Source organism: Nocardia nepalensis, assembly GCF_048910785.1.
GTDB classification, from domain to species: domain Bacteria; phylum Actinomycetota; class Actinomycetes; order Mycobacteriales; family Mycobacteriaceae; genus Nocardia; species Nocardia nepalensis.
In genome coordinates, this window is sequence record NZ_JBKBET010000008.1 from 143,170 (window position 1) to 161,709 (window position 18,540).

Below are 18,540 nucleotides of genomic sequence, written 5' to 3' on the forward strand. Positions count from 1 at the left end.
CTGTCGCGACGTGGCGGCATGGGCGCGCGAGGATGTGCGTACTCCGCATCGCCCGCTGCCGAGCTACCACGTGGATCCGGCTGTGTATCCGAACTGATTTCGCGTCTGCCGGTCACCGCGGAGCCGTGTGCGATGCGGTGCCCGGTCCGACGGTCTCGGCCGCCAATGCCAGGAATAGGTCGACGGTGTCTTCGAGCCGATTGACGTTGCGGCCGGTCAACTCGGTGATCCGAGCCATGCGGTTACGCAGGGTGTTGACGTGCACATGCAGTGCTGCGGCCGTCACACCCCATTGGCCGTCATGGCGGAGGAAGGTTCGCAGGGTGTGTTCGAGTTCAGTGTGTGCGCGGGTGTCGTGCTCGCGGATGATGCCGAGCACCTGATCGCTGAACCGGTGCAGCACTTGTTCGTCGAGCAGGCCGAGCAGCATTCGGAAAGTAGCGATATCGGCGAAGGATGCGGTGTCCCGGCCGTCCTGCCCGCGCAGCACTTGGCAGACTTCTCTGGCACGCACCAGCGGCTCCCGCAATGCGCCTGCGGCGGTAGCGATCTCGCCGAGCCCGATGACGATCCGTGCGGCAGGCACTCGCCTACCGACCTCCGCCGAGAGCTCGCGGGCGAAACGCATCAGCTCCTCCGACGTGTGCTCCCACGGACAGACGGCCACCACGTCTCGGCTTCCCGCCGCGGTGAACACCGGTATGCCGTGCGTGGCGAAGAACGCGCCGACGGCGTCGGCGATGTCGTCGGGCGGCAGGTCGGGGCTGCCGGGCGGGGATACCGGTGCCAGCGCGAACACGCCCAGCGGCCGGTCCGATGGCACCCCGTACGCGCGCAGCCGCTGACTCACCTCACCGCTGCGCCGCGGCCCGGATAGGATCATCTCGAGCAGCTCGGCCGCGAAACGCGCCTCGATGGCATGCACTGCCTGCTGTTTTGTGACCTCCAGGCTCAGGAATCGAGCCGCCTGGGCGAGAGCCTCCCGGTCGGTCGCGGCCAGTTTGGTGGCCGGTTCCAGACAGTACAGCCCGGCGTCGATCTCCCCCATCACGCCCTCGACTAGGTAGAGCGCGGACGGTCCTGGCCCCAGCAGATCGACCTCTATCGGCGGTGGCGTGCGGTTGAGAGCCGCAGCGGCGAGGCGGATCTGCTCCCCGGTCGGTTCGCAGCCGATACTGGCCAGGCAGCGCCCCTTGCGATCAACGACCAGCAGCGGCAGTTCCGTTTCGCCACGCAGGATTTCGAGCACACCCGCCGCGCCGCTGCCGCGCGACAGCGCGGTGGCCAGCGCGTCCCCGCGGTGCACGGTCGCGGTCAGTTCCGCCTGCAGCACCTCGTTCTGGATCCGGGCCGCGGCCCGCGTCAGTGCCGCGAAAGGCACCCCGATGCACAGTTCGACCAGTGGCAGTCCACGCGAAACGCACAGCGCGGCAAGCTCTTCGGGAAGTGCCGGGGTCTGGGCCGTCAGCCCGAACACCAATCCGATGGCGCCCGCCCGCGCGACAGCGTCGACGAACCGCTCCGACGAAACGTGCGGCAACCACAGGCCGTTGGTCAGCACCAGCTCGCCGGGCCGGACGTATCGCGACGGGTCGGGCAGTTCCGTGGTGTGCAGCCAGCGAATTTCCGCTGCCAGTCGTTCAGTGAGTTGCGGCGTCATCACCCGCAATCCCAGCGCTGGATCAGCGACCAGTCGCGAAATGGTCAACATCTATAGAAATGTACACAGCAAATGACTATCGGTAGATGAATACACATCCCTCTCTCGCGCCGAGCGGTGCTGTTATGAGATGAATCACTACCGAAAGAGGGAAGTCATGTCATCCCCGCAACCGCCCAGCACCACAAGCATGGCGACCAACGAGCCGGCTATCGGCGACACCGGCGTCCGATTCGACGCTCACGGTGTACTACCCATTCCCGACCGGGAGCGGGACTGCTCTTCCTGGGAGCTGTTCTGGATCTGGTGTGGCGCGAATATCGCGCCCATCAACTGGGTGCTCGGCGCACTCGGAATCGCCCTCGGGCTGAGCCTGATCGAAACGCTGATCGTCGTCGCGGTCGGAAATCTGTTCGGCTGTGCGGTATTCGGACTGTTCAATGTCATCGGCCACCGCACTGCCGTCAATCAGATGGTGCTCGGACGTTCGGCATTCGGCATCACTGGAGCCGTGCTGCCCGCCCTCGTCCAAGGCCTGCTGACCATGGCGTGGGTGGGGGTGAACACCTGGGTCGTGCTCGATCTCGTGCTCGCCGTGCTCGAGCAGATCGGCATCCGGGGCGGCATGGAGCTGAAGGTTGTCGTCGCGGCGGTCATCATGGTGGTTCAGCTCGCGCTCGCGCTGTACGGGTTCTACGCGATCCGCACGTTCGAGAAGTACACGGTCCCCCTCACCATCGCGGTGATGGTGGCGATGACCGTGGTGGCGCTCGCCCGCACGCACCTGGACTGGACCGCCGCCCCGGCCGCGGCGCCCGGCGGGAAGCTCACCGCGATAACGCAACTCGTCACAGCCATCGGTGTCGGCTGGGGCCTCACCTGGATTCCTTACGCGGCGGACTACAGCCGATTCGCTCGGCCGAAGCTGCGCGCCAGGACCGTGTTCTTCGCATCGTCGGCAGGTATGTATCTGCCCACCGTCTGGCTCGCCGCTCTCGGTGCCTGCCTGGCGAGCGCCGGCGGTAGCGCCGACCCGTCCACTCTCGTGGTCAGCACCTTCGGCGCGCTCGCCGTCCCGGTACTGCTGCTGATCATGCACGGCCCGATCGCCACCAACATCCTCAATCTGTACTCGTGCTCGCTGGCCGCGCTGACCATCGGCATCCGCATCGCGCGATGGAAGGTCACTCTGTTCGCCGGTGTGGTGGCCTCCGTGGTGCTGGCGGTGTTCATCGACTCGTCGAGCTTCGCGCACACCTTCGACAACTGGATGGTGTCGATCCTGATGTGGATCAGCCCGTGGATGTCCATCCTGCTCGTCGACTACTTCCTGGTGCGCCGCCGTACCCTCTCGATCCCGGACCTCTACCGCGACGGCGCGACATCGATCTACGGGAAGTTCAATGCGTGCGGCCTGGTGAGCCTCGCCGCCGGACTGGTCGCCAGCTGGTCCTGGCAGTACGGCGTGGTCCCCGCCATGCAGGGGCCGATGGCGAAAGCCTTGGGCGATACCGACTTCTCCTGGTTGTCGGGCAGCCTCGTAGCCGGCGGCGTCTACGGCGTCCTGACCGTCCTGGCCTCCACTCGCCGGACCGGCGCGTAAATCGCCAGCCGGATCGGGGCGGCCCCCACTCGGTGAAGTACGCGGCACGGGGATCACCTGATGTCGCGGGCTCGTTCCGCCGTATGCAGACCAGCTCGCTCACCCAACTGGACGCTCGGGTCACCTTTTGTTCGACCGTGTCTCACTTCTTTTGCCGCGGAACGGCTTCCGTCGTGCTTTGTTTGTAGCTAGGTTGTTCGTGGCCGCTGCGGGAGGCGGCGATGGCTAGGTCCGAGTGCGGGAGGTTCGGCGGGGTGGATCCGGTGGCATTGGTGGCGGCCGCGGTAGCGGCGGGTGCCACCGCGGGCTTGACCGATACCGCGAAACAGGGAGTGCTCGACTCCTATCAATCGCTGCGCGGATTGATCACCCGCCGGTATCGCTCGGTGGACGTGGGTGTGGTGGAGGCACGGCCGGAAGCCGGTTCGCGGCGAGTGGTGCTCGCCGAGGAATTGGCGCGGGCAGGCGCCGCGGACGATCAGGAGTTGCTGGCCGCGGCGCATCATCTCCTACAGCTGATCGAGGAGCACTCGCCACAGGCCGCCCAAGCCGTGGGGGCGACGTTGACCCGGGTCCGAGCCGGCGAGCTGAAGATCACCGACATCGAGAGTAGCGGAAGCGGTGTGATCGTCACGGACACAACAGTGTCCGGAACACTGAAGATCGAAGGGCTCCGGGCCGGTGTGCAGGAGCCGCCACACCCTTCGCAGGCGCGGCGGTAACCGGGCATCCCGCTGCGCCCACATTCATGGCACCTGTTTCCGCAACTGGGGTGACGGTCGGCGGGGACTTCATCACCACCTATCGGTTCGCGGGCGCCTCGCCGGTGGTCACTGAGGCACCCCTCGTCGAGCTGGTGGAACGGCGGGGAGCGGGGGGCGGACTCCCGCTGATCACCGAGCTGGATCCCTACGTGCTGGGGGCCACACCGTCGCGCTTCGGCGAACCCGGCCGGTTCGGTGGTGCCGACCCGTATGTGCCGCGCACCCACAACGCGGTCGATATCCGCTTGGCCGCGGCGTTGTCCGGTGACCGCCTCACGGTGGTGGTCGGCCCTTCGAAGGCAGGCAAGACACGCAGCTTGTTCGAAGCCGTCAGCAAGGCGCTGCCCACGGCCAGGGTCCTGGTGCCCACCCCCGAGTCGCTCGCTCAGATCCCGGCCTGCGCGGAGTTCGTCGACTGCCCGGAGCAGATCGTGGTCTGGCTGGACAACCTGGACAGGTTCGTCACGACCAGTCGGCCGCTGACGCCGTTGACACTCAGCCGCCTCACCGCGCGCGCGGCACCGACCGTCGTGGTCGCTACGCTGCGGTGCGAAGCTCGCGACCGATTGCACTATGGCAGTGAGGATCTCGCACACGACACGCGGGTGGTGCTGCAACAGGCCATCCAGATCGATCTGTCCTCGACCAGCAACAGTCTCATCGAGCACACCGATGCCGCGGCCGCCTACCCGTCGCTGAACCTGGACCGGTACGGACTCGCCGAAGTCCTCGCCGGCGCACCCGAACTGCTGAAGCACTACGACGATTCCCGCTACCGGAATCCCGTGCTGCACACCGTGATCCAAGTCGCCGTGGACTGGGTCCGCGTCGGGCGCACGGACCCGATCCCCGAACCCGTCCTGACCGAACTCGCCATGGCGATCGCCGAAGAGCAGTACCCCGAGCTCGAGGTCGGTACCGATCAGGTGCAGGACGCGATCGTGGCCGCCCGCACTCCCTCCCCGAGTGTCGGGCACGTCGCGCTCCTGCTCACCGATCGCCTCCCCGACCGCTCCCGCGCATACCGGCCGTTCGATTACCTCGTCGCGGCAGACGACGGTCAGCACCGCTCCCCACGCCCTATCCCTACCGATTTCTGGCACTTGGCCACCGAGGACGCCGACGTCGATGTGCTGGTTTCCGCAGGCTTGACTGCGTTCTTCCGGGGCCGGGCATCGGTCGTGGAGAAACTTTGCCGCCGCGCCGCCGAGGCCGGTGATCTGAACGCGATGTTCAACCTCGGAGTCCTGCTGTACGAGCGCGGCGACACGCACGAGGCCGAAGCATGGTGTCGACGCGCCGCCGACGCCGGCGATCTGTCCGCCATGTTCAACCTCGGCGTTCTGTTGCACGAGCGCGGCGACACGCACGGCGCCGAGACCTGGTGGCGCCGGTGCGCCGAAGCCGGAGATCTCAACGCAATGTCCAATCTCGGTGTCCTGCTTCGAAAACGCGGAGAAGCGGAGGAAGCCGAGACTTGGTACCGTCACGCCGCCGCGGCTGGTGACCTGTCCGCCATGTTCAATCTCGGTGTCCTGCTGGGTAAGCGGGACGAACTGGCGGAGGCGGAGATCTGGTACCGCCGCGCAGCCGCCCGCGGTCATACGTCGGCCGAATTCAATCTCCAGGTCCTGCTCAACAAGAAGCCGCCCGAAGCACCGGTCGGGTGCGCTACCGACACCACACAACACCCTGCGGGCAGACCGCAGAGCGCGCTGACACTTCCGGCGGCATGGGCGTGGGCCGAATACTGGGCGGCCCGACGTAAATTGAAGCCGAGGCCGGACGCCGACAGCCCCACATCCACGCCCGGTTAGCCTTCAGCACCCGCGAGGACGACCAACCGACTCCGCCCGCTGCCCGTTCCAGTTCGACCTGCACACCCGCCGCCCGGCAACTCGCTGCTCGCCGCCAACCCCGCCCACCGCGATGCGACCCGCACCGCGGTGGACCGGATGAGCGGGCCTTCCGCTCCACCGCCCAGTAGGAACAGATAAATCGGGCGGGACGATATCGTCCCGCCCGATTTCTATTCCCCAAGGCCATCGCAGCACTTCCGGTGGCCCATGCGGCGGCGGCACTTCCGGTGGCGGCCAAAAGGGAGAGAAAAATCATCGGTCTTGGACGGATCACCGGACCTGGCGCAGCCTCGGTGGGTGCGTTGCAGCGCTAACGCTGCGATGCGGATTATCGAGAACCTTCATCGGCGATCAGTTGTGCGGCACCGTCGCCGGTGAGGAGATCTCGCCCAACGCGGCGACCGGTGACCAGTAGTAACAGCGCGGCGACCGGCCCTTCTATGGCGAGCCCGTCGCCCACGGTCCATTCCGCGTCGATCGCCACGAGGCGATACCCGGCCAGCTGCTTACGACATCCGGACATATTGGTTGTCCAGACTCGTTCGAGAGCCGATCGTGCTGCATCGACAGGCATTTCGCGGGTGATGCCGAGTGGCACCGCAATGTCCTGGCCGTGCACGAGCAGGTCCATCAGCCGGTCGGCAGCGGTGGTGCCCACCGGAGTCACGCGCAGTCCGATGCCGTCGCGCAGCTCGGTGCGCAACTGCGCCGCAGTCATATTGTCGGCGTGCCGGATTGCGGTATCGCGGATCGCTCGGTGCAGGTTGCCGCGGGCACGAATCAGGTTGACCAGAATCCAGCCGATGCTGGCGTTCGTGGACAACACAATATGTGCGACCACGTCACGGACTCGCCAGCCTGCACAGAGCGAGCCATGATCCCATTCGTCTTCGGACAATGTCTCCAGCAGTTCGACCAGGCTCATCCGCTCGGCGGCGACTGCCCGCCAAAGCTGTTCGGTCGTCATTGTTTCGGTATCGGCCATGCGCTCGCTCCGTCTTCCGTGGGTGTTCCAGTACCGTAGGAACTCCACCGGGGTGGAGGTTCCAGCGATCGTGACGGACAACACACACAACGGCAGCTTGATCAGCATCGGGGAACTGTCGCGACGGACCGGCGTTCCGGTCCGCACCATCCGCTTCTATTGCGACGAAACGATTCTCGCGTCTCGACGTACGTCGGGCGGGCACCGGATGTTCGACCCGATCACCGCCGTCGATCAGCTCCTGCAGGTGCGCCGACTCCGCGCACTCGGTCTCGGCCTCCGTCCGATCGTGGACGTCCTCGCCGGTACCGTGCCGCTCGCACAGGCAGTCGCCGCCGAACGAAGCACCCTCGACACCGAACTGGCGGCATTGACGTGGCGCCGGGCCGCGCTGCTCGCAATCGAACACGCACCACCCGCCGAACGGGCGACCCACCTGACATTGCTCGCCACGGTGCAGGACCGACACAGCACGCACAACTCCGTCGTGACGTTCTGGCGGCGCATGCTCACTCCCTTACCATCGGACATGTTCGATGGATTCATCGAAATGAACGTGCCCGCCCCGGACCCGCAGCACATCGTGGCCTATGCCGAACTCGCCACGCTGATCGCCGATCCCGCGCTGCGCGTCGTCATGTCACGCCAGCTCTGGCGATCGGACCGCACTCGGATCCACCACAAGCAGGCACTGCTCACCGGAGTCGCCCAGGCCTGCGAGTCCGCCGGTCACCTGCTCCGCACGAACCAGCAGCCGCGGCCAGGCCCCGAACTCGACCAGTTCGTCGACGCCCACGCCAGCGCGCGCGGCGAACGCGACACACCGCGGTTCCGTCGGCAACTCCTCACCGGCGCAACCGATTCCGATCACCGCATCCACCGGTACTGGAGCCTGACCAGTGAAGTCACCGGCACCATCACGGTTGGCACCGCCCTCCACTGGCTTTACAACGCGCTCACAAAATCGGTCTACCCGGACGATATTCCCTCGGTCGCGAATCCGTTCCCCGACCCCAACTGGAATGCTGCGCAACCTGTTTCGGATCGGTGAGAAGTCGCGGGTTGCCGCCGTCGGTTATTCGCTCAACGTCTTCGATGACCTGCTCGGATTGCATCGGCTGCTCTACCGCCGCTACGGGCCGGTGCACTGGACCAGCGCCTTCGGTACGCGGTTGGTGCTTGCCGTCGGACAGGAGGCAGTCGGTGAGGTCTGGCCAACCGGGACAAGGCATTCGCGAATGCGGGTTGGAGTCGCTTCCTCGGCCCGTTCTTCCATCGCGGGATCATCCTGATGGATTCCGACGAGCACATGTACCACCGCCGCATCATGCAACAGGCATTCACCCGGCCCCGCCTGATCGGCTATCTCGAGCAGATGAATCCGGCCATCGAACGGGCACTCGACAGTTGGCGGCCCGGTGCCGGTTTTCCCATGTACCGCAGCGGAAAACAGCTCGCCCTCGAAATCGCGACCTCGATGTTCATCGGTGCCGAACTCGGGCCGGAGGCGGCCACCCTGCACCGCGCGTTCACCGCGACCGTCGAAGGCGGACTCGCGATGGTGCGCGCCGATATTCCGGCAACGAGATCTTCAGCGTCCTGTGCCAGGCCCAGGACGAGACCGGGGCCAAGTTCAGCGACGACGACGTGGTCAATCACATGATCTTCCTGATGATGGCCGCCCACGACTACCTGGGAAACTCCCAATCCTCAGGGCGCCAACAACTTCGCGACAGAAGCCATCATCCGCCGTCCGCTGACAGGTAGCGTTGGCAGCGCGAGATGATCTCTCCAACAAGGGGTGTACGACGATGCGACTGTTCTTGAGTCATTCGAGTCGGAACAGTGTGCAGGCCGTGGCACTCATTCGATGGCTGGTCGACCAGCGCCCCGCATTGGCGGACAACATCTTCCTGGACCTGGACAGGAATTCCGGGATCGGCCAGGGCGTGCGGTGGCGGGATGCCGTGCGTCGAGCCTTGGCGCGCTGCGACGCGGTGATCTGCCTGACGTCACGGGATTGGCACACCTCAACCGAGTGCGTTGCCGAATACCTGACGGCGGTGAATTTGGGCAAGCGAATCTTTGTTGCCCGGCTGGAAAAGATTACCGATCCGGATCCGACTCGTGAATGGCAACGGTGCGACCTGTTCGGCGAAGGTCCGGTCACCGAGGTTCCGGTCGGTGGCGCCGGCGAGCCGATGCGATGGCAGACCGAGGGTTTGTACAGGTTGTTGGATGGCTTGGGCGATGCAGGGATTGGCGCCGAGAACTTTCCGTGGCCGCCCGCGAAGGATCCGGATCGCTCTCCGTACCGGGGTTGGCGTCCTTTCGACGCCGTGGACGCCGCCGTGTATTTCGGGCGCGATGTTCAGATCAAGGCGGGTCTGGAAGCTGTCCGGCGGATGCGGTCGATCGGCGGCGAGGCGATGTTCGTGGTGCTGGGCGCGTCCGGGACGGGGAAATCGTCGTTCCTGCGGGCGGGATTGTTACCACGGCTGGCTCGGGAGGATCGACACTTCCTCATGCTGGACATCATGCGCCCCGAACGTCGTGCGCTCACCGGTGCGCACGGCCTGGCCGCGGTCATGCACTCCACTCGCACTCGTCTCGGACTGACAACCCCGACACTCGGGGCGATCAAATCCGCGCTGCCCGATGTCGATCGCGTACGTGAATTGCTCGTCCAGATCCAGCACGCCGCGCGAGAGAGGTGGCCGTCCGACGATTCCGACACACCCGCGCCGACATTGTTGCTCCCCATCGATCAAGCCGAAGAGCTGTTCGTCGCCGACGCCGGGGCGCAGGGCGAGCAATTCTTGACGCTGCTCGGCTTGTTGGTCGCCGAGCCAGAAGACACAGGCACCCAGCACGTGTCGATCAAAGTTGCGGTCACCATCCGCACCGATTGCTACGAGCAACTTCAGAATGCCGAGCAGCTGAAGGCTGTGCCGCGCTTCGTTTTCGATGCGCTCGAGCCGTTGCCGCGGACCCAGTTCAAGGAGGTCATCACTGCCCCCGCGGCCCGTGCCGACGACAGTGCGCAGCTGCGCATCGAACCGGAACTGGTGGATCGACTCCTGACCGACGGCGATCACGGCGCCGACTCCCTGCCACTGCTGGCATTGACGCTATCGCGACTCTACGACGACTACGCCACGAGCGGAGTACTCACCGTCGAGAACTACAGCGCGATGGGCGGTATCGACCGGGTGGTTCACACCGAGATCGAATCACTGCTGGCCACCGATCCGCATATCCGGCTGCGTCAGTTGAAGGTGCTGCGTTCGGCGTTCATCCCGGCGTTGGCGACCGTCGATCCCGACACCGACCAGCCGATGCGCCGCATCGCCCGCTGGGACGAACTCCCCGATGAGGCCTATCAGCTGATCGACGGGCTCGTGGACAAGCGACTGTTGGTCAAGGACCGCCGCGACGGCGAGGTGGTCGTCGAGGTGGCATTGGAAAGTCTGCTGCGGCAGTGGGACTCGCTAGCCGCATGGCTGCGCGAGCAATCGGACGACCTCAAGGCAGCCGACCGGGTCGAGCGTGCCGCCGACAGCTGGGAGCGCAACGGCCGCGACGAGTCCTGGCTGTTGGAAGGATCTCGACTGGCCGAAGCCGAAACCGTCGCGGCGAAAACGGAATATCGGCGACGCCTCCAGCCCGTCCGGGAATTCCTGTACGCGTCCCGTCATCGCCAACAGGACCGCCTCACGGCATTGCGTCGCCGAGCTCAGGCGCTGACGGCATTGCTGGTCGTCGCCGTCGTGGTGGCAGGGCTGGCCGGAGTGGGGTTCTGGCGGGCCGGCACCGCGAGCAATCAAGCGAAGGCCGCGAGTGTTCAGGCCGAGGCCCGCACCCGTGAGGCGGTCGGGCGGCAATTGGTCGCCGAAGCCCAGGCCATGCTGGACCAGCGCCGATCCGGTGGGGACATTCGAGCACTACAAGAGATTCTCGCAGCACGAACTCTGGCACCGCGCCCCGAGACAGCGAGCGCGCTCGTCGGAGCCTTGTATGGGCGGCGACAGACAGCCAAGATCGTAAACACCGGTTCGGAGGTCTGGGATGTGACGTTCAGTCCGGATGGGCGTCGGGTCGTGACCAGCGACCTGGGTGTGAAGTTGGGGATCTGGGATGTCGAGTCCGGCAAACTAGTCGAGCAGCCGCGGATCACCGGCACCGACGGATCCCTGCTCGGGCGCCAGTTCAAGCAGTTGAGCCCGGATGGGCATCGAGCCGTCACGGTCGATGGGCTGGGCGGGCCGCTGCGGGTGTGGGATGTAGCATCCGGACAACCGATCGGCCAGCCGCTGAACGTCGATATCGGCCTTCAGGGCGCTGTGGCCATCAGCCCGGACGGTCGGCGGATCGTCACCGGCGGTTCGGACAAGACAGTGCGGTTGTGGGATGCCGAAACCGGTCGGCCCATCGGGCAGCCGCTGATCGGCCACTCCAACGCCGTGGACAGTGTGGCGTTCAGTCCGGACGGTCGGCGTGTCGTCTCCGGTAGTTTCGACGCGACGGTGCGGTTGTGGGATGCCGAAACCGGGCAGCCGATCGGCCAGCCGCTGATCGGCCACACCTCCATCGTCCAGTGTGTGGCGTTCAGTCCGGATGGTCGGCGTGTCGTCTCGGGCAGTTCCGACGGGACGGCCCGGGTGTGGGACGCCGAAACCGGTCGGCCCATCGGGCAGCCGTTGACGGGTCACACCGACTATGTGTCGAGGGTGGCGTTCAGTCCCGATGGGCGGTCGGTCGTCACCGGCGACTGGGGCGGGATCCTGCGGTTGTGGGATACCGAGTCAGGGCGATTGATCGGAGAGCCGCTGATCGGCCACACAGCCGGTGTGCTGAAGGTGGCCTTCAGTCCGGACGGCAGGCGGTTGATCTCCGGCAGCCTCGACGGGACCGTGCGGTTATGGAATACCGGGCCGGGGTATCTAGTCGGGCAGTCGCTGACCGGCCACGACGGAATCGTTGCGAGTGTGGCGTTCAGTCCGGATGGCAAGCGTATCGCCTCCGGCGGTGAGGACAAGACCGTGCGGTTGTGGGATGTCGGGTCAGGGCAACCGATAGGAGATCCGCTGGTCGGGCACACCAAAGGTGTGAAGCATGTGACCTTCAGCCCCGACGGCAGGAAAGCCGTCTCTGTCTCCTACGACGGGACGATGCGATTGTGGGATATCGACACTGGGCGGCCGATCGGGGCACCGCTTACCGGCCTGGATAACGGGGCGCCGAACGCGGTGTTCACTTCGGACGGCAAGCGTATCGTCGCCAGTTCCGACACGAAGTTGCTGTTCTGGGATGCCGAGTCCGGCCGAAGAGTCGGGGAACTGGCGACCGGAGGTAGGGGCGATGCGGACCGTACGGTCTTCAGTTCGGACGGGAAGTGGGTCGCGACCGTCGGCCTTGACGAAACGGTGCGGTTGGGCGATGTCGAATCCGGGCAAAAGGTTGTACTGCTGGATAACGACAGTCAGTTTGTGCACAGCATGGCATTCAGTCCCGACGGGAAACGATTCGTCATCGGCAGGGGTGACAACACGCTGCGAGCGTGGGATGTCGAGTCCGGACAGCAGCTCGGCAAGCCCATGGTCGGCCACAGCGACATAGTGAGAAGTGTTGCCTTCAGCCCGGACGGGAAGCGGATCGTGTCCGGTAGCCACGACAAGACCGTGCGGTTGTGGGACGTCGAGTCCGGACAGCAGCTCGGCGAGCCGATGACCGGCCACACCAACATCGTAGACAGCGTGGCGTTCAGCCCGGACGGAATGCTGGCCGCCTCCGCAAGCTGGGATACCACCGTGCGAGTGTGGCCTGTCTTCGAGGCCGACCCGAAGAAGCTGTGCGCCAAACTCACATCCAATATGAGCCATCGGGACTGGGCTGAATGGATACGTATACCGAACCAGCCCTACATCGAGCTTTGTCCCGGTCTGCCGATCAGCCCCGATTGATCGAGTCTGTCGCCGTCGCGTGACAGCGTTATCCCGATGAGGATCAGCACCCGGAAACGGCAACGTGCCCAACTGCGTTCCGCGGCAAGGCAATCAGAACGCGAGATGGTGACCGGCGAATCGCACTACGAGACCCGGAACCGAGTCGGCAGCGCCGGAGATTCAGCACCGGTCGACGTCGCAATGATCCGCTTGCCACTTCAGCAGTGCAGCAAGCGCCTTCGCCTGGGCAGCGGTAACGCGTTCGCCTTCCACACCACCGACATACTGAACCTCGAAAGACACTGTCAACCCAGAACACACCGCCTCAACAGCCCGCTCGCCAGCCAATCCGATCTGGCCACTACTCGATCCGCCAACGGCATCACTGCCGTCTCTACCCGCAGCGCTCACCGCGCCCTGGCTCAGCGGCACGTCCGACCTGGATATTTGCGAGCCCACCTCGACCAACTCGATACCCGAGAGGTCCTCGCTGTCAACATCGATCCCCTCGCAACCGCGCTGGCCGGTAACCAGACATTCCATCGCACGGTGCCCGGCCCCGCCGAAGTCGGCAATCACCTCGCCCTGTGGATGTTCACCCCCGCCGCATCATCGACAACTGGGGCGACGAAGCCCGCCTCGCCGTGACCATCCTGCGCGGAGCACTCGGACGATGCCGCGACCTCCCCGGGCACGACACCTGTTCCACACACTGCGGGCCGACCCGGAATTCACCCATCTCTGGGAATCCACCACCCTGCGGGTCGCCTACGGACGCGGCTACCCGGCCCCGATCCGCCTGCGCACACCCAAAGGCTCAGGCCTCCTCGTGTGGGTTTGTCTGCACATCGGTCAGCGACGTGGAGGTCTGCGGTGGTCGACCCATGGCGGCTTGCGGATCGGTGTCGGCCGGGAGAGGGTCGCAGGTCATGTAATCGCGGCAAGACCTCGGTGTCGGCATCCGCACTCGGCCAACGGCGAGTGCGGCGTGGGGCCGGCGGGCGTGGGATCGGGTCGGTTGGCAGCGGCTCGCCCACGTGCTCGCCACGGTGCCGTGGCATCCCCGATCCACAATCCGACCATGACCGCGACAACCGCCGATGCGGGCCAGAGCACACAGACCAGACGGCGCACGATTCAGCTGCCGTCGTCCGGCCATACCCGCCGTGGGTGCGTACGCGAGAGGTGTGGATCCACGCCGTCGATCTCGCCGGTTGCGCTCGTTTCGGTGACTCCCCCGGTCGTGTTCGGCTCGCTGCTCTCCGGCAACTCGGCACATCAGTCGCGGCTTATCCGACCGCCATTGTGAACTATCACTATCGCTTGTTGACCGCTCTTGCCGAGATATCACGTTACTCGGAGTAAACCCGTTATCTCGAATCTTGTTCTGGTTACGCTGGTGCAATAGTGCAGTTAACGGGGATGGAAGGAAGTTCGACTATGTCTGTCACCTTCGCCCGCCGGCAAGGACTCACTGTGTCCGGCCGGCCCATGTCATTGCCGTTGAAAGACGTGCGGGCCTTGTCGCGGCAGATGGTCGGGCATTTCGTCGAAACTGTCGCCCCCTGTGGCACCTTGCCTGGTGACGCGATCCACGGCGACATCACCGTCATCACCCGCGTGTGCTTGGAGCTGGCGGTCAGCATGCTGGACGGCAGCAACATTCCGGAGAAGACCGGGCAGCTCGAGGACGCTGCGGCCCAATGGGCTCGCGAAGGCGTGCCCATTGGGACCATTCACCACGCTATCCACGAGGGCTTCAAGATCGGCTTCGACCTGGTGGTGTCCCCCGCCTTGGCCGAGCAGCGTGCCTCCGGTTCAGATGACACCGAGCCGATGCTGACCCTCCGCATCGCCGACTACCAAAGCATCCTCGACGGCGCCAAACTCGTCGTCGAAATGCTCGACACCATGACAACGGCGGTCTCGATGGCCTATGTGCGCGAACTGCGCGCGGTGGTGTCGGAGCACCACACCGCGGTGCACACGCTCACCTCGGCGCTGCTCGGGGGGCACCCCACCTCAACCATGGCCCGCGAGTGTGGCATCGACATCTCCGACCGCTATCGCGTAATAGCCCTGGCCATTCCGCCGCACCCGGACGAGGCCAACCCGATGTTGGACGCGAAAGTCGTTGCCCGCCGCAAACTCCGGCGCGTGCAGGCGGAACTGGCCACCCGCTGCGACGACACCGTGCTGTCGCTGCTGTCGATCGACGGCGGCACCTTACTCATCCCCGCCGATCACATCACCAAGGACAGCCTGAAGGAACTGATCGGGCATCTGTCGCGGGCGGCCCGCGTGCACATCACCGCCACCATGGTCACCGCCGCTACCGATACCGTGCCCGCCGCCGCGGATCAAGCCCACGAACTGCTCGACATGGTCACCCGGCTGGGGTCGGTGCCGGGCCTGTATCACTTCGACGACCTGGCTCTGGAATACCAGCTCACCCGCCCCGGCCCCGCCCGCGAACATCTCGGGTCGCTGCTCGATCCATTGGACGAGTATCCAGAACTGCTGGAGACCCTGCAGGTCCATATCGCCCACAACCTGAACCGCCAGCGCACTGCGCGAGTACTGCACGTACACACCAACACCGTGGACTACCGGCTCAAGCGGATCGGCCAGCTCACAGGCTTCGATCCCACCCACGCGAGCGGGCTGTGGCACCTGCGTTCGGCAATGGTTGCCCACACTTACCGCAAGTGAGCAGGGTGCGGTCGAGTGCGTGCGGAATTACTCCAGCCGATCAGCGTCCGCCGTTCCCATTTGCGTTTCTCATCCATGTCCGGACCCGACCCGACCGATATTATTCGTAAAATCAGAATCAGCAGGAGGTTGACATTGACGGCGGCCGAAAACGCTCTGGAACAAAGTCGACGAGTTGGAAACAAAACATGGATGATATGCGACGAACCGAATTCGAAGGATTACGCGCGACGTGGCGGCTGTTTCAGGACCACCTGATCTCCATCGTCGCGGTCCACGAGGCATCCGGCGCCATGCCGATCGTATCCTTCGGCCCCGAGGACTTTCCGGATCTCGCACAAGCGCGAGAACTCCTTCCGGAAATGAATAAGTTGTGGGACGCAGTACGCCACGACTTCTGGACCAAACTCATTCCGCCGCAACCACGGTGTCGACAATGGCGATGGACGTGACCTTGAAACACCGCTCCCACTGCCGCGTGCGCATCGGGCTGTCAATCAACGACCACCACCATGTGGTTCAACGCGACGCAGGGAAAAACCACGGCTCTGACTCGTTCGCCTGGCACGACTAACTAGCACTTGCAGCCTCGTCGCTGTATTCGGCCTCAGTGCACTGATCATGTCGATTGGAACTCGGCGCTGCCCTTGCGGTCTCCTATAGACCGCGCCCGCGACAGACCGACCAGAACTGCACGCCGATCCAGTCCTTCCCGACTGCCCGTTTCAGGTGTGGATGCTCGACATCCCGCCGTCCGGCAACGACGCCGATGACGGTCCACAACGGCGTGGACCTCGAAACGGGCCTAGTGTTCCGAGGCGTGAAGAGCAGGGTGGCGTTCCTCCGGGAGGACGAACTGCGCGCGAAGGGAGCCAACTATGTGCGCTCCACTATCCCGATGACGCCGCACGCCGTGCGTGACGGCCGCCCGATAACGGGCCAGAACCCGGTGTCCATCAAGGGCTGTCAGTGACTTGATTTTCGCTGCCTTGGCTGAGACCGGGTAAACGACCCCGATATCACCCGATTGAATTCAGCATCCTTGCCGTCCCGGTATGCCTCGGCGACCCTCCGGCGGCTGCTCTCCATCGCCCTGAACGCCCGCCCAGCCGGCCGACCGAATTCCTGTTCTTCGGCGCGCTGGAGATCATGCTCGCGTGCGTCATCATCTGGGTGCACTCACGAAAAAATGAGTACGAGCTGCTGCCTGAGGAGGCCGATCTCGGGAAGGCGACCGGGTGGCATCTGCCGCCCAGGTTCGCAATGACGAATCATCGTCGCGACATCAAAAGCCTTATGACACAGCACAGTACACGACAGTCGATCTTTACTGGCCGCTCGGCGGACTCGTAGGGTCTAGAAGCCGGTGGAGCTATTTCTGGGAGAGCTCGCGAGAAATCCGGCCGTGCAACCATTTCCGAGGAAAACCCGGGAGGCTCGCTGTGACCGTGACCAGAACGAAAACCTCCGTTCTCCGACAGGCCGTCGTCCGGCGAATCGAATGGCTGCATCGCCGTGCCCGCCGAACCGGATCGAGTCGACCGATACCGCTGTTGTCTTCGCAGGACCCGTTCTTGCACCCACCGGCCGATCTCGCCGGCATCGCACCCGGCACCATTGTGCGCCACCGGCCGGTCGACATTGCCCTGTTCGGTGTTGTACCACAGCAGGTTTCGGCATGGCAGCTGCTGTACCGGAGCAACGACCTGCACGGCCGGCCGGAGGCCTCGGTCACCACGGTACTGCTGCCCACCGACGCGGACCCGGATGTCCAACGTCCGCTGCTGGCCTTTCAATCTGCCGTCGATGCGGTCACCGAACGCTGCGCACCGTCGTATGCGTTACGCTGCGGCGCCCGCGCTCTCGGGTCCATCACCCAGATCGAATGGCTGCTGATGATCGCCCCGGCGCTACGCTGCGGCTGGGCGGTCACGATTGCCGATCACGAAGGGCCGCAAGGAAACTTCGGCGCCCCACGCGAACCCGGCTATCGCTGTCTCGACGGCATTCGCGCGGCGCTGCGCTTCCACCCCCTAGGACTGCACGCCGACAGTCCTGTTGCCGTCTGGGGATATTCCGGCGGCGGCATGGCAAGCTCCTGGTTGGTGGAAACAGCCCCGACCTACGCCCCGGAGCTCGACATCGTCGGTGCCGTTCTCGGTGCGCCCGTCGGCGACCCGGGACAGGTGTTTGTCCGCCTCAACGGCGGCCTGTTCGCCGGGTTCCCGGCCATGGTCATCGCGGCGATGCGCCACGTCTACCCGGCGCTGGACCGCCTGATCGAAACCCACCTCACTCCCGCCGGCTACCCGCTGCTGACCGCGGCCGAACGCCTGCCGCCGCTGCTCACTCTGGTGCGCCTGGCCAACCACGACGTCGACCGCTACCTCGACCGACCGCTCGCCGATATCCTCACCGAACCCGAACTGCAGTTGATGTTGGACGATCTCCGCCTCGGCGGCTCCATCCCGACCTGTCCGCTGTTGGTCGTCCAGCCCGTCCACGACCAGGTCATTCACGCCGAAGGCGTCGACGGTCAAGTCGACCGCTACCGCCGCGGCGGCACGCACGTCACCTACCTGCGTGACCGCCTCAGCGAACACTTCACGCTGCTCGCCCTGGCCACCCCGCTCAGCCTCGACTGGCTCGCCGACCGTCTCGCCGCACGACCCGTCCCGCCCTCTGAAACCCGCACGGTCTGGTCCATCGCGGCATCCCGCAGCGCCGGGCGCGGCTACCTTTTCATGGCCACCACCGTCCTGCGAGTTCTTTTCGGCCGTCCGCTTTCCCGAACACCTATCCCCGCGCAACGACCACCCCACCCGGTCGCCGCCTGAACATCGACCGCTCGAGCGCACTGGCGTGTCGAACGACAACACGCGCTCCATCCCGTCGCGCATCGAGCCAGCGGTCAGGCCGCAGCGATCTCGATTCCGCTGATGCCGTTCTTGCCGCTTCGCAACCGGCCGCTGAGATATGCAATCCAGCCCGGAATTCCTATAGCGGCGCCTG

Annotated in this window: 14 protein-coding genes; 11 read left to right on the top strand and 3 right to left on the bottom strand. The window is 65.2% G+C overall.

Features of this window, described 5'->3' with window-relative positions; genetic code table 11:
* Positions 1 to 112: 112 nt before the first annotated feature.
* Positions 113 to 1,711 carry a PucR family transcriptional regulator gene (locus tag ACHQ4I_RS08065; protein WP_420771058.1) on the bottom strand — a complete coding sequence of 533 codons (1,599 nt, stop codon included), beginning with the start codon at positions 1,709 to 1,711 and terminating at the stop codon, positions 113 to 115.
* A 139-nt stretch (positions 1,712 to 1,850) separates the two neighbouring features.
* Between ACHQ4I_RS08065 and ACHQ4I_RS08070 the strand changes: the two genes are divergently transcribed.
* The 3 genes from ACHQ4I_RS08070 to ACHQ4I_RS08080 all read left to right on the top strand — a co-directional run bounded on the left by ACHQ4I_RS08070 (position 1,851) and on the right by ACHQ4I_RS08080 (position 5,844).
* Positions 1,851 to 3,263 carry a purine-cytosine permease family protein gene (locus tag ACHQ4I_RS08070; protein WP_420771059.1) on the top strand — a complete coding sequence of 471 codons (1,413 nt, stop codon included), beginning with the start codon at positions 1,851 to 1,853 and terminating at the stop codon, positions 3,261 to 3,263.
* Between the two features lie 221 nt (positions 3,264 to 3,484).
* Positions 3,485 to 3,985, top strand: a complete 501-nt coding sequence (locus tag ACHQ4I_RS08075) for a hypothetical protein (protein WP_420771060.1) — start codon at positions 3,485 to 3,487, stop codon at positions 3,983 to 3,985.
* A 26-nt stretch (positions 3,986 to 4,011) separates the two neighbouring features.
* Entirely contained in the window at positions 4,012 to 5,844 is a 1,833-nt protein-coding gene (locus ACHQ4I_RS08080) for a tetratricopeptide repeat protein (protein WP_420771061.1), read from the top strand.
* A 370-nt stretch (positions 5,845 to 6,214) separates the two neighbouring features.
* Here ACHQ4I_RS08080 and ACHQ4I_RS08085 read toward each other — a convergent pair whose 3' ends face one another.
* Complete coding sequence (locus tag ACHQ4I_RS08085; RefSeq protein ID WP_420771062.1) at positions 6,215 to 6,871, bottom strand: maleylpyruvate isomerase family mycothiol-dependent enzyme; 657 nt, start codon at positions 6,869 to 6,871, stop codon at positions 6,215 to 6,217.
* A gap of 70 nt (positions 6,872 to 6,941) precedes the next feature.
* On the opposite strand from ACHQ4I_RS08085, the gene ACHQ4I_RS08090 reads away from it, so the two are divergent.
* From ACHQ4I_RS08090 to ACHQ4I_RS08105, 4 genes are all read left to right on the top strand, one after another.
* A complete protein-coding gene (locus tag ACHQ4I_RS08090) occupies positions 6,942 to 7,922 on the top strand; it encodes a MerR family transcriptional regulator (RefSeq protein ID WP_420771063.1) in 981 nt (326 codons plus the stop codon).
* Positions 7,894 to 8,163, top strand: coding sequence for a hypothetical protein (locus tag ACHQ4I_RS08095; RefSeq protein ID WP_420771064.1), 270 nt, complete (start codon positions 7,894 to 7,896; stop codon positions 8,161 to 8,163). Before ACHQ4I_RS08090 ends, ACHQ4I_RS08095 begins: the two co-directional genes overlap by 29 nt.
* The gene (locus tag ACHQ4I_RS08100) at positions 8,163 to 8,534 is read left to right on the top strand and encodes a cytochrome P450 family protein (protein ID WP_420771065.1); all 372 of its coding nucleotides are present in this window, start codon (positions 8,163 to 8,165) and stop codon (positions 8,532 to 8,534) included. The genes ACHQ4I_RS08095 and ACHQ4I_RS08100 overlap by 1 nt, the downstream gene beginning before the upstream one ends.
* A gap of 148 nt (positions 8,535 to 8,682) precedes the next feature.
* Positions 8,683 to 12,834: an nSTAND1 domain-containing NTPase gene (locus tag ACHQ4I_RS08105; protein WP_420771066.1), complete on the top strand. Its 4,152-nt coding sequence runs from the start codon at positions 8,683 to 8,685 to the stop codon at positions 12,832 to 12,834.
* 162 nt (positions 12,835 to 12,996) lie between these two features.
* Here the strand turns inward: ACHQ4I_RS08105 and ACHQ4I_RS08110 are convergent, their stop codons facing one another.
* Positions 12,997 to 13,395, bottom strand: a complete 399-nt coding sequence (locus tag ACHQ4I_RS08110) for a hypothetical protein (RefSeq protein ID WP_420771067.1) — start codon at positions 13,393 to 13,395, stop codon at positions 12,997 to 12,999.
* Between the two features lie 912 nt (positions 13,396 to 14,307).
* Here ACHQ4I_RS08110 and ACHQ4I_RS08115 point away from each other — a divergent pair.
* The 4 genes from ACHQ4I_RS08115 to ACHQ4I_RS08130 all read left to right on the top strand — a co-directional run bounded on the left by ACHQ4I_RS08115 (position 14,308) and on the right by ACHQ4I_RS08130 (position 18,365).
* Positions 14,308 to 15,528 carry a PucR family transcriptional regulator gene (locus tag ACHQ4I_RS08115; RefSeq protein ID WP_420771068.1) on the top strand — a complete coding sequence of 407 codons (1,221 nt, stop codon included), beginning with the start codon at positions 14,308 to 14,310 and terminating at the stop codon, positions 15,526 to 15,528.
* A gap of 197 nt (positions 15,529 to 15,725) precedes the next feature.
* On the top strand, positions 15,726 to 15,980 hold the full coding sequence (locus ACHQ4I_RS08120) for a hypothetical protein (RefSeq protein ID WP_420771069.1): 255 nt from the start codon (positions 15,726 to 15,728) through the stop codon (positions 15,978 to 15,980).
* 368 nt (positions 15,981 to 16,348) lie between these two features.
* Positions 16,349 to 16,501 carry a hypothetical protein gene (locus ACHQ4I_RS08125; RefSeq protein WP_420771070.1) on the top strand — a complete coding sequence of 51 codons (153 nt, stop codon included), beginning with the start codon at positions 16,349 to 16,351 and terminating at the stop codon, positions 16,499 to 16,501.
* A gap of 469 nt (positions 16,502 to 16,970) precedes the next feature.
* On the top strand, positions 16,971 to 18,365 hold the full coding sequence (locus tag ACHQ4I_RS08130) for a lipase family protein (protein ID WP_420771071.1): 1,395 nt from the start codon (positions 16,971 to 16,973) through the stop codon (positions 18,363 to 18,365).
* The last annotated feature ends 175 nt before the right edge of the window (positions 18,366 to 18,540 follow it).

Excerpts from the sequence above, each read along its gene's own strand:
- ACHQ4I_RS08065 (WP_420771058.1), bottom strand. The coding sequence starts at position 1,711 with ATGTTGACCATTTCGCGACTGGTCGCTGATCCAGCGCTGGGATTGCGG.
- ACHQ4I_RS08070 (WP_420771059.1), top strand. The coding sequence starts at position 1,851 with ATGGCGACCAACGAGCCGGCTATCGGCGACACCGGCGTCCGATTCGAC.
- ACHQ4I_RS08075 (WP_420771060.1), top strand. The coding sequence starts at position 3,485 with ATGGCTAGGTCCGAGTGCGGGAGGTTCGGCGGGGTGGATCCGGTGGCA.
- ACHQ4I_RS08080 (WP_420771061.1), top strand. The coding sequence starts at position 4,012 with ATGGCACCTGTTTCCGCAACTGGGGTGACGGTCGGCGGGGACTTCATC.
- ACHQ4I_RS08085 (WP_420771062.1), bottom strand. The coding sequence starts at position 6,871 with ATGGCCGATACCGAAACAATGACGACCGAACAGCTTTGGCGGGCAGTC.
- ACHQ4I_RS08095 (WP_420771064.1), top strand. The coding sequence starts at position 7,894 with ATGCTGCGCAACCTGTTTCGGATCGGTGAGAAGTCGCGGGTTGCCGCC.
- ACHQ4I_RS08100 (WP_420771065.1), top strand. The coding sequence starts at position 8,163 with ATGGATTCCGACGAGCACATGTACCACCGCCGCATCATGCAACAGGCA.
- ACHQ4I_RS08105 (WP_420771066.1), top strand. The coding sequence starts at position 8,683 with ATGCGACTGTTCTTGAGTCATTCGAGTCGGAACAGTGTGCAGGCCGTG.
- ACHQ4I_RS08115 (WP_420771068.1), top strand. The coding sequence starts at position 14,308 with ATGTCATTGCCGTTGAAAGACGTGCGGGCCTTGTCGCGGCAGATGGTC.
- ACHQ4I_RS08120 (WP_420771069.1), top strand. The coding sequence starts at position 15,726 with ATGCGACGAACCGAATTCGAAGGATTACGCGCGACGTGGCGGCTGTTT.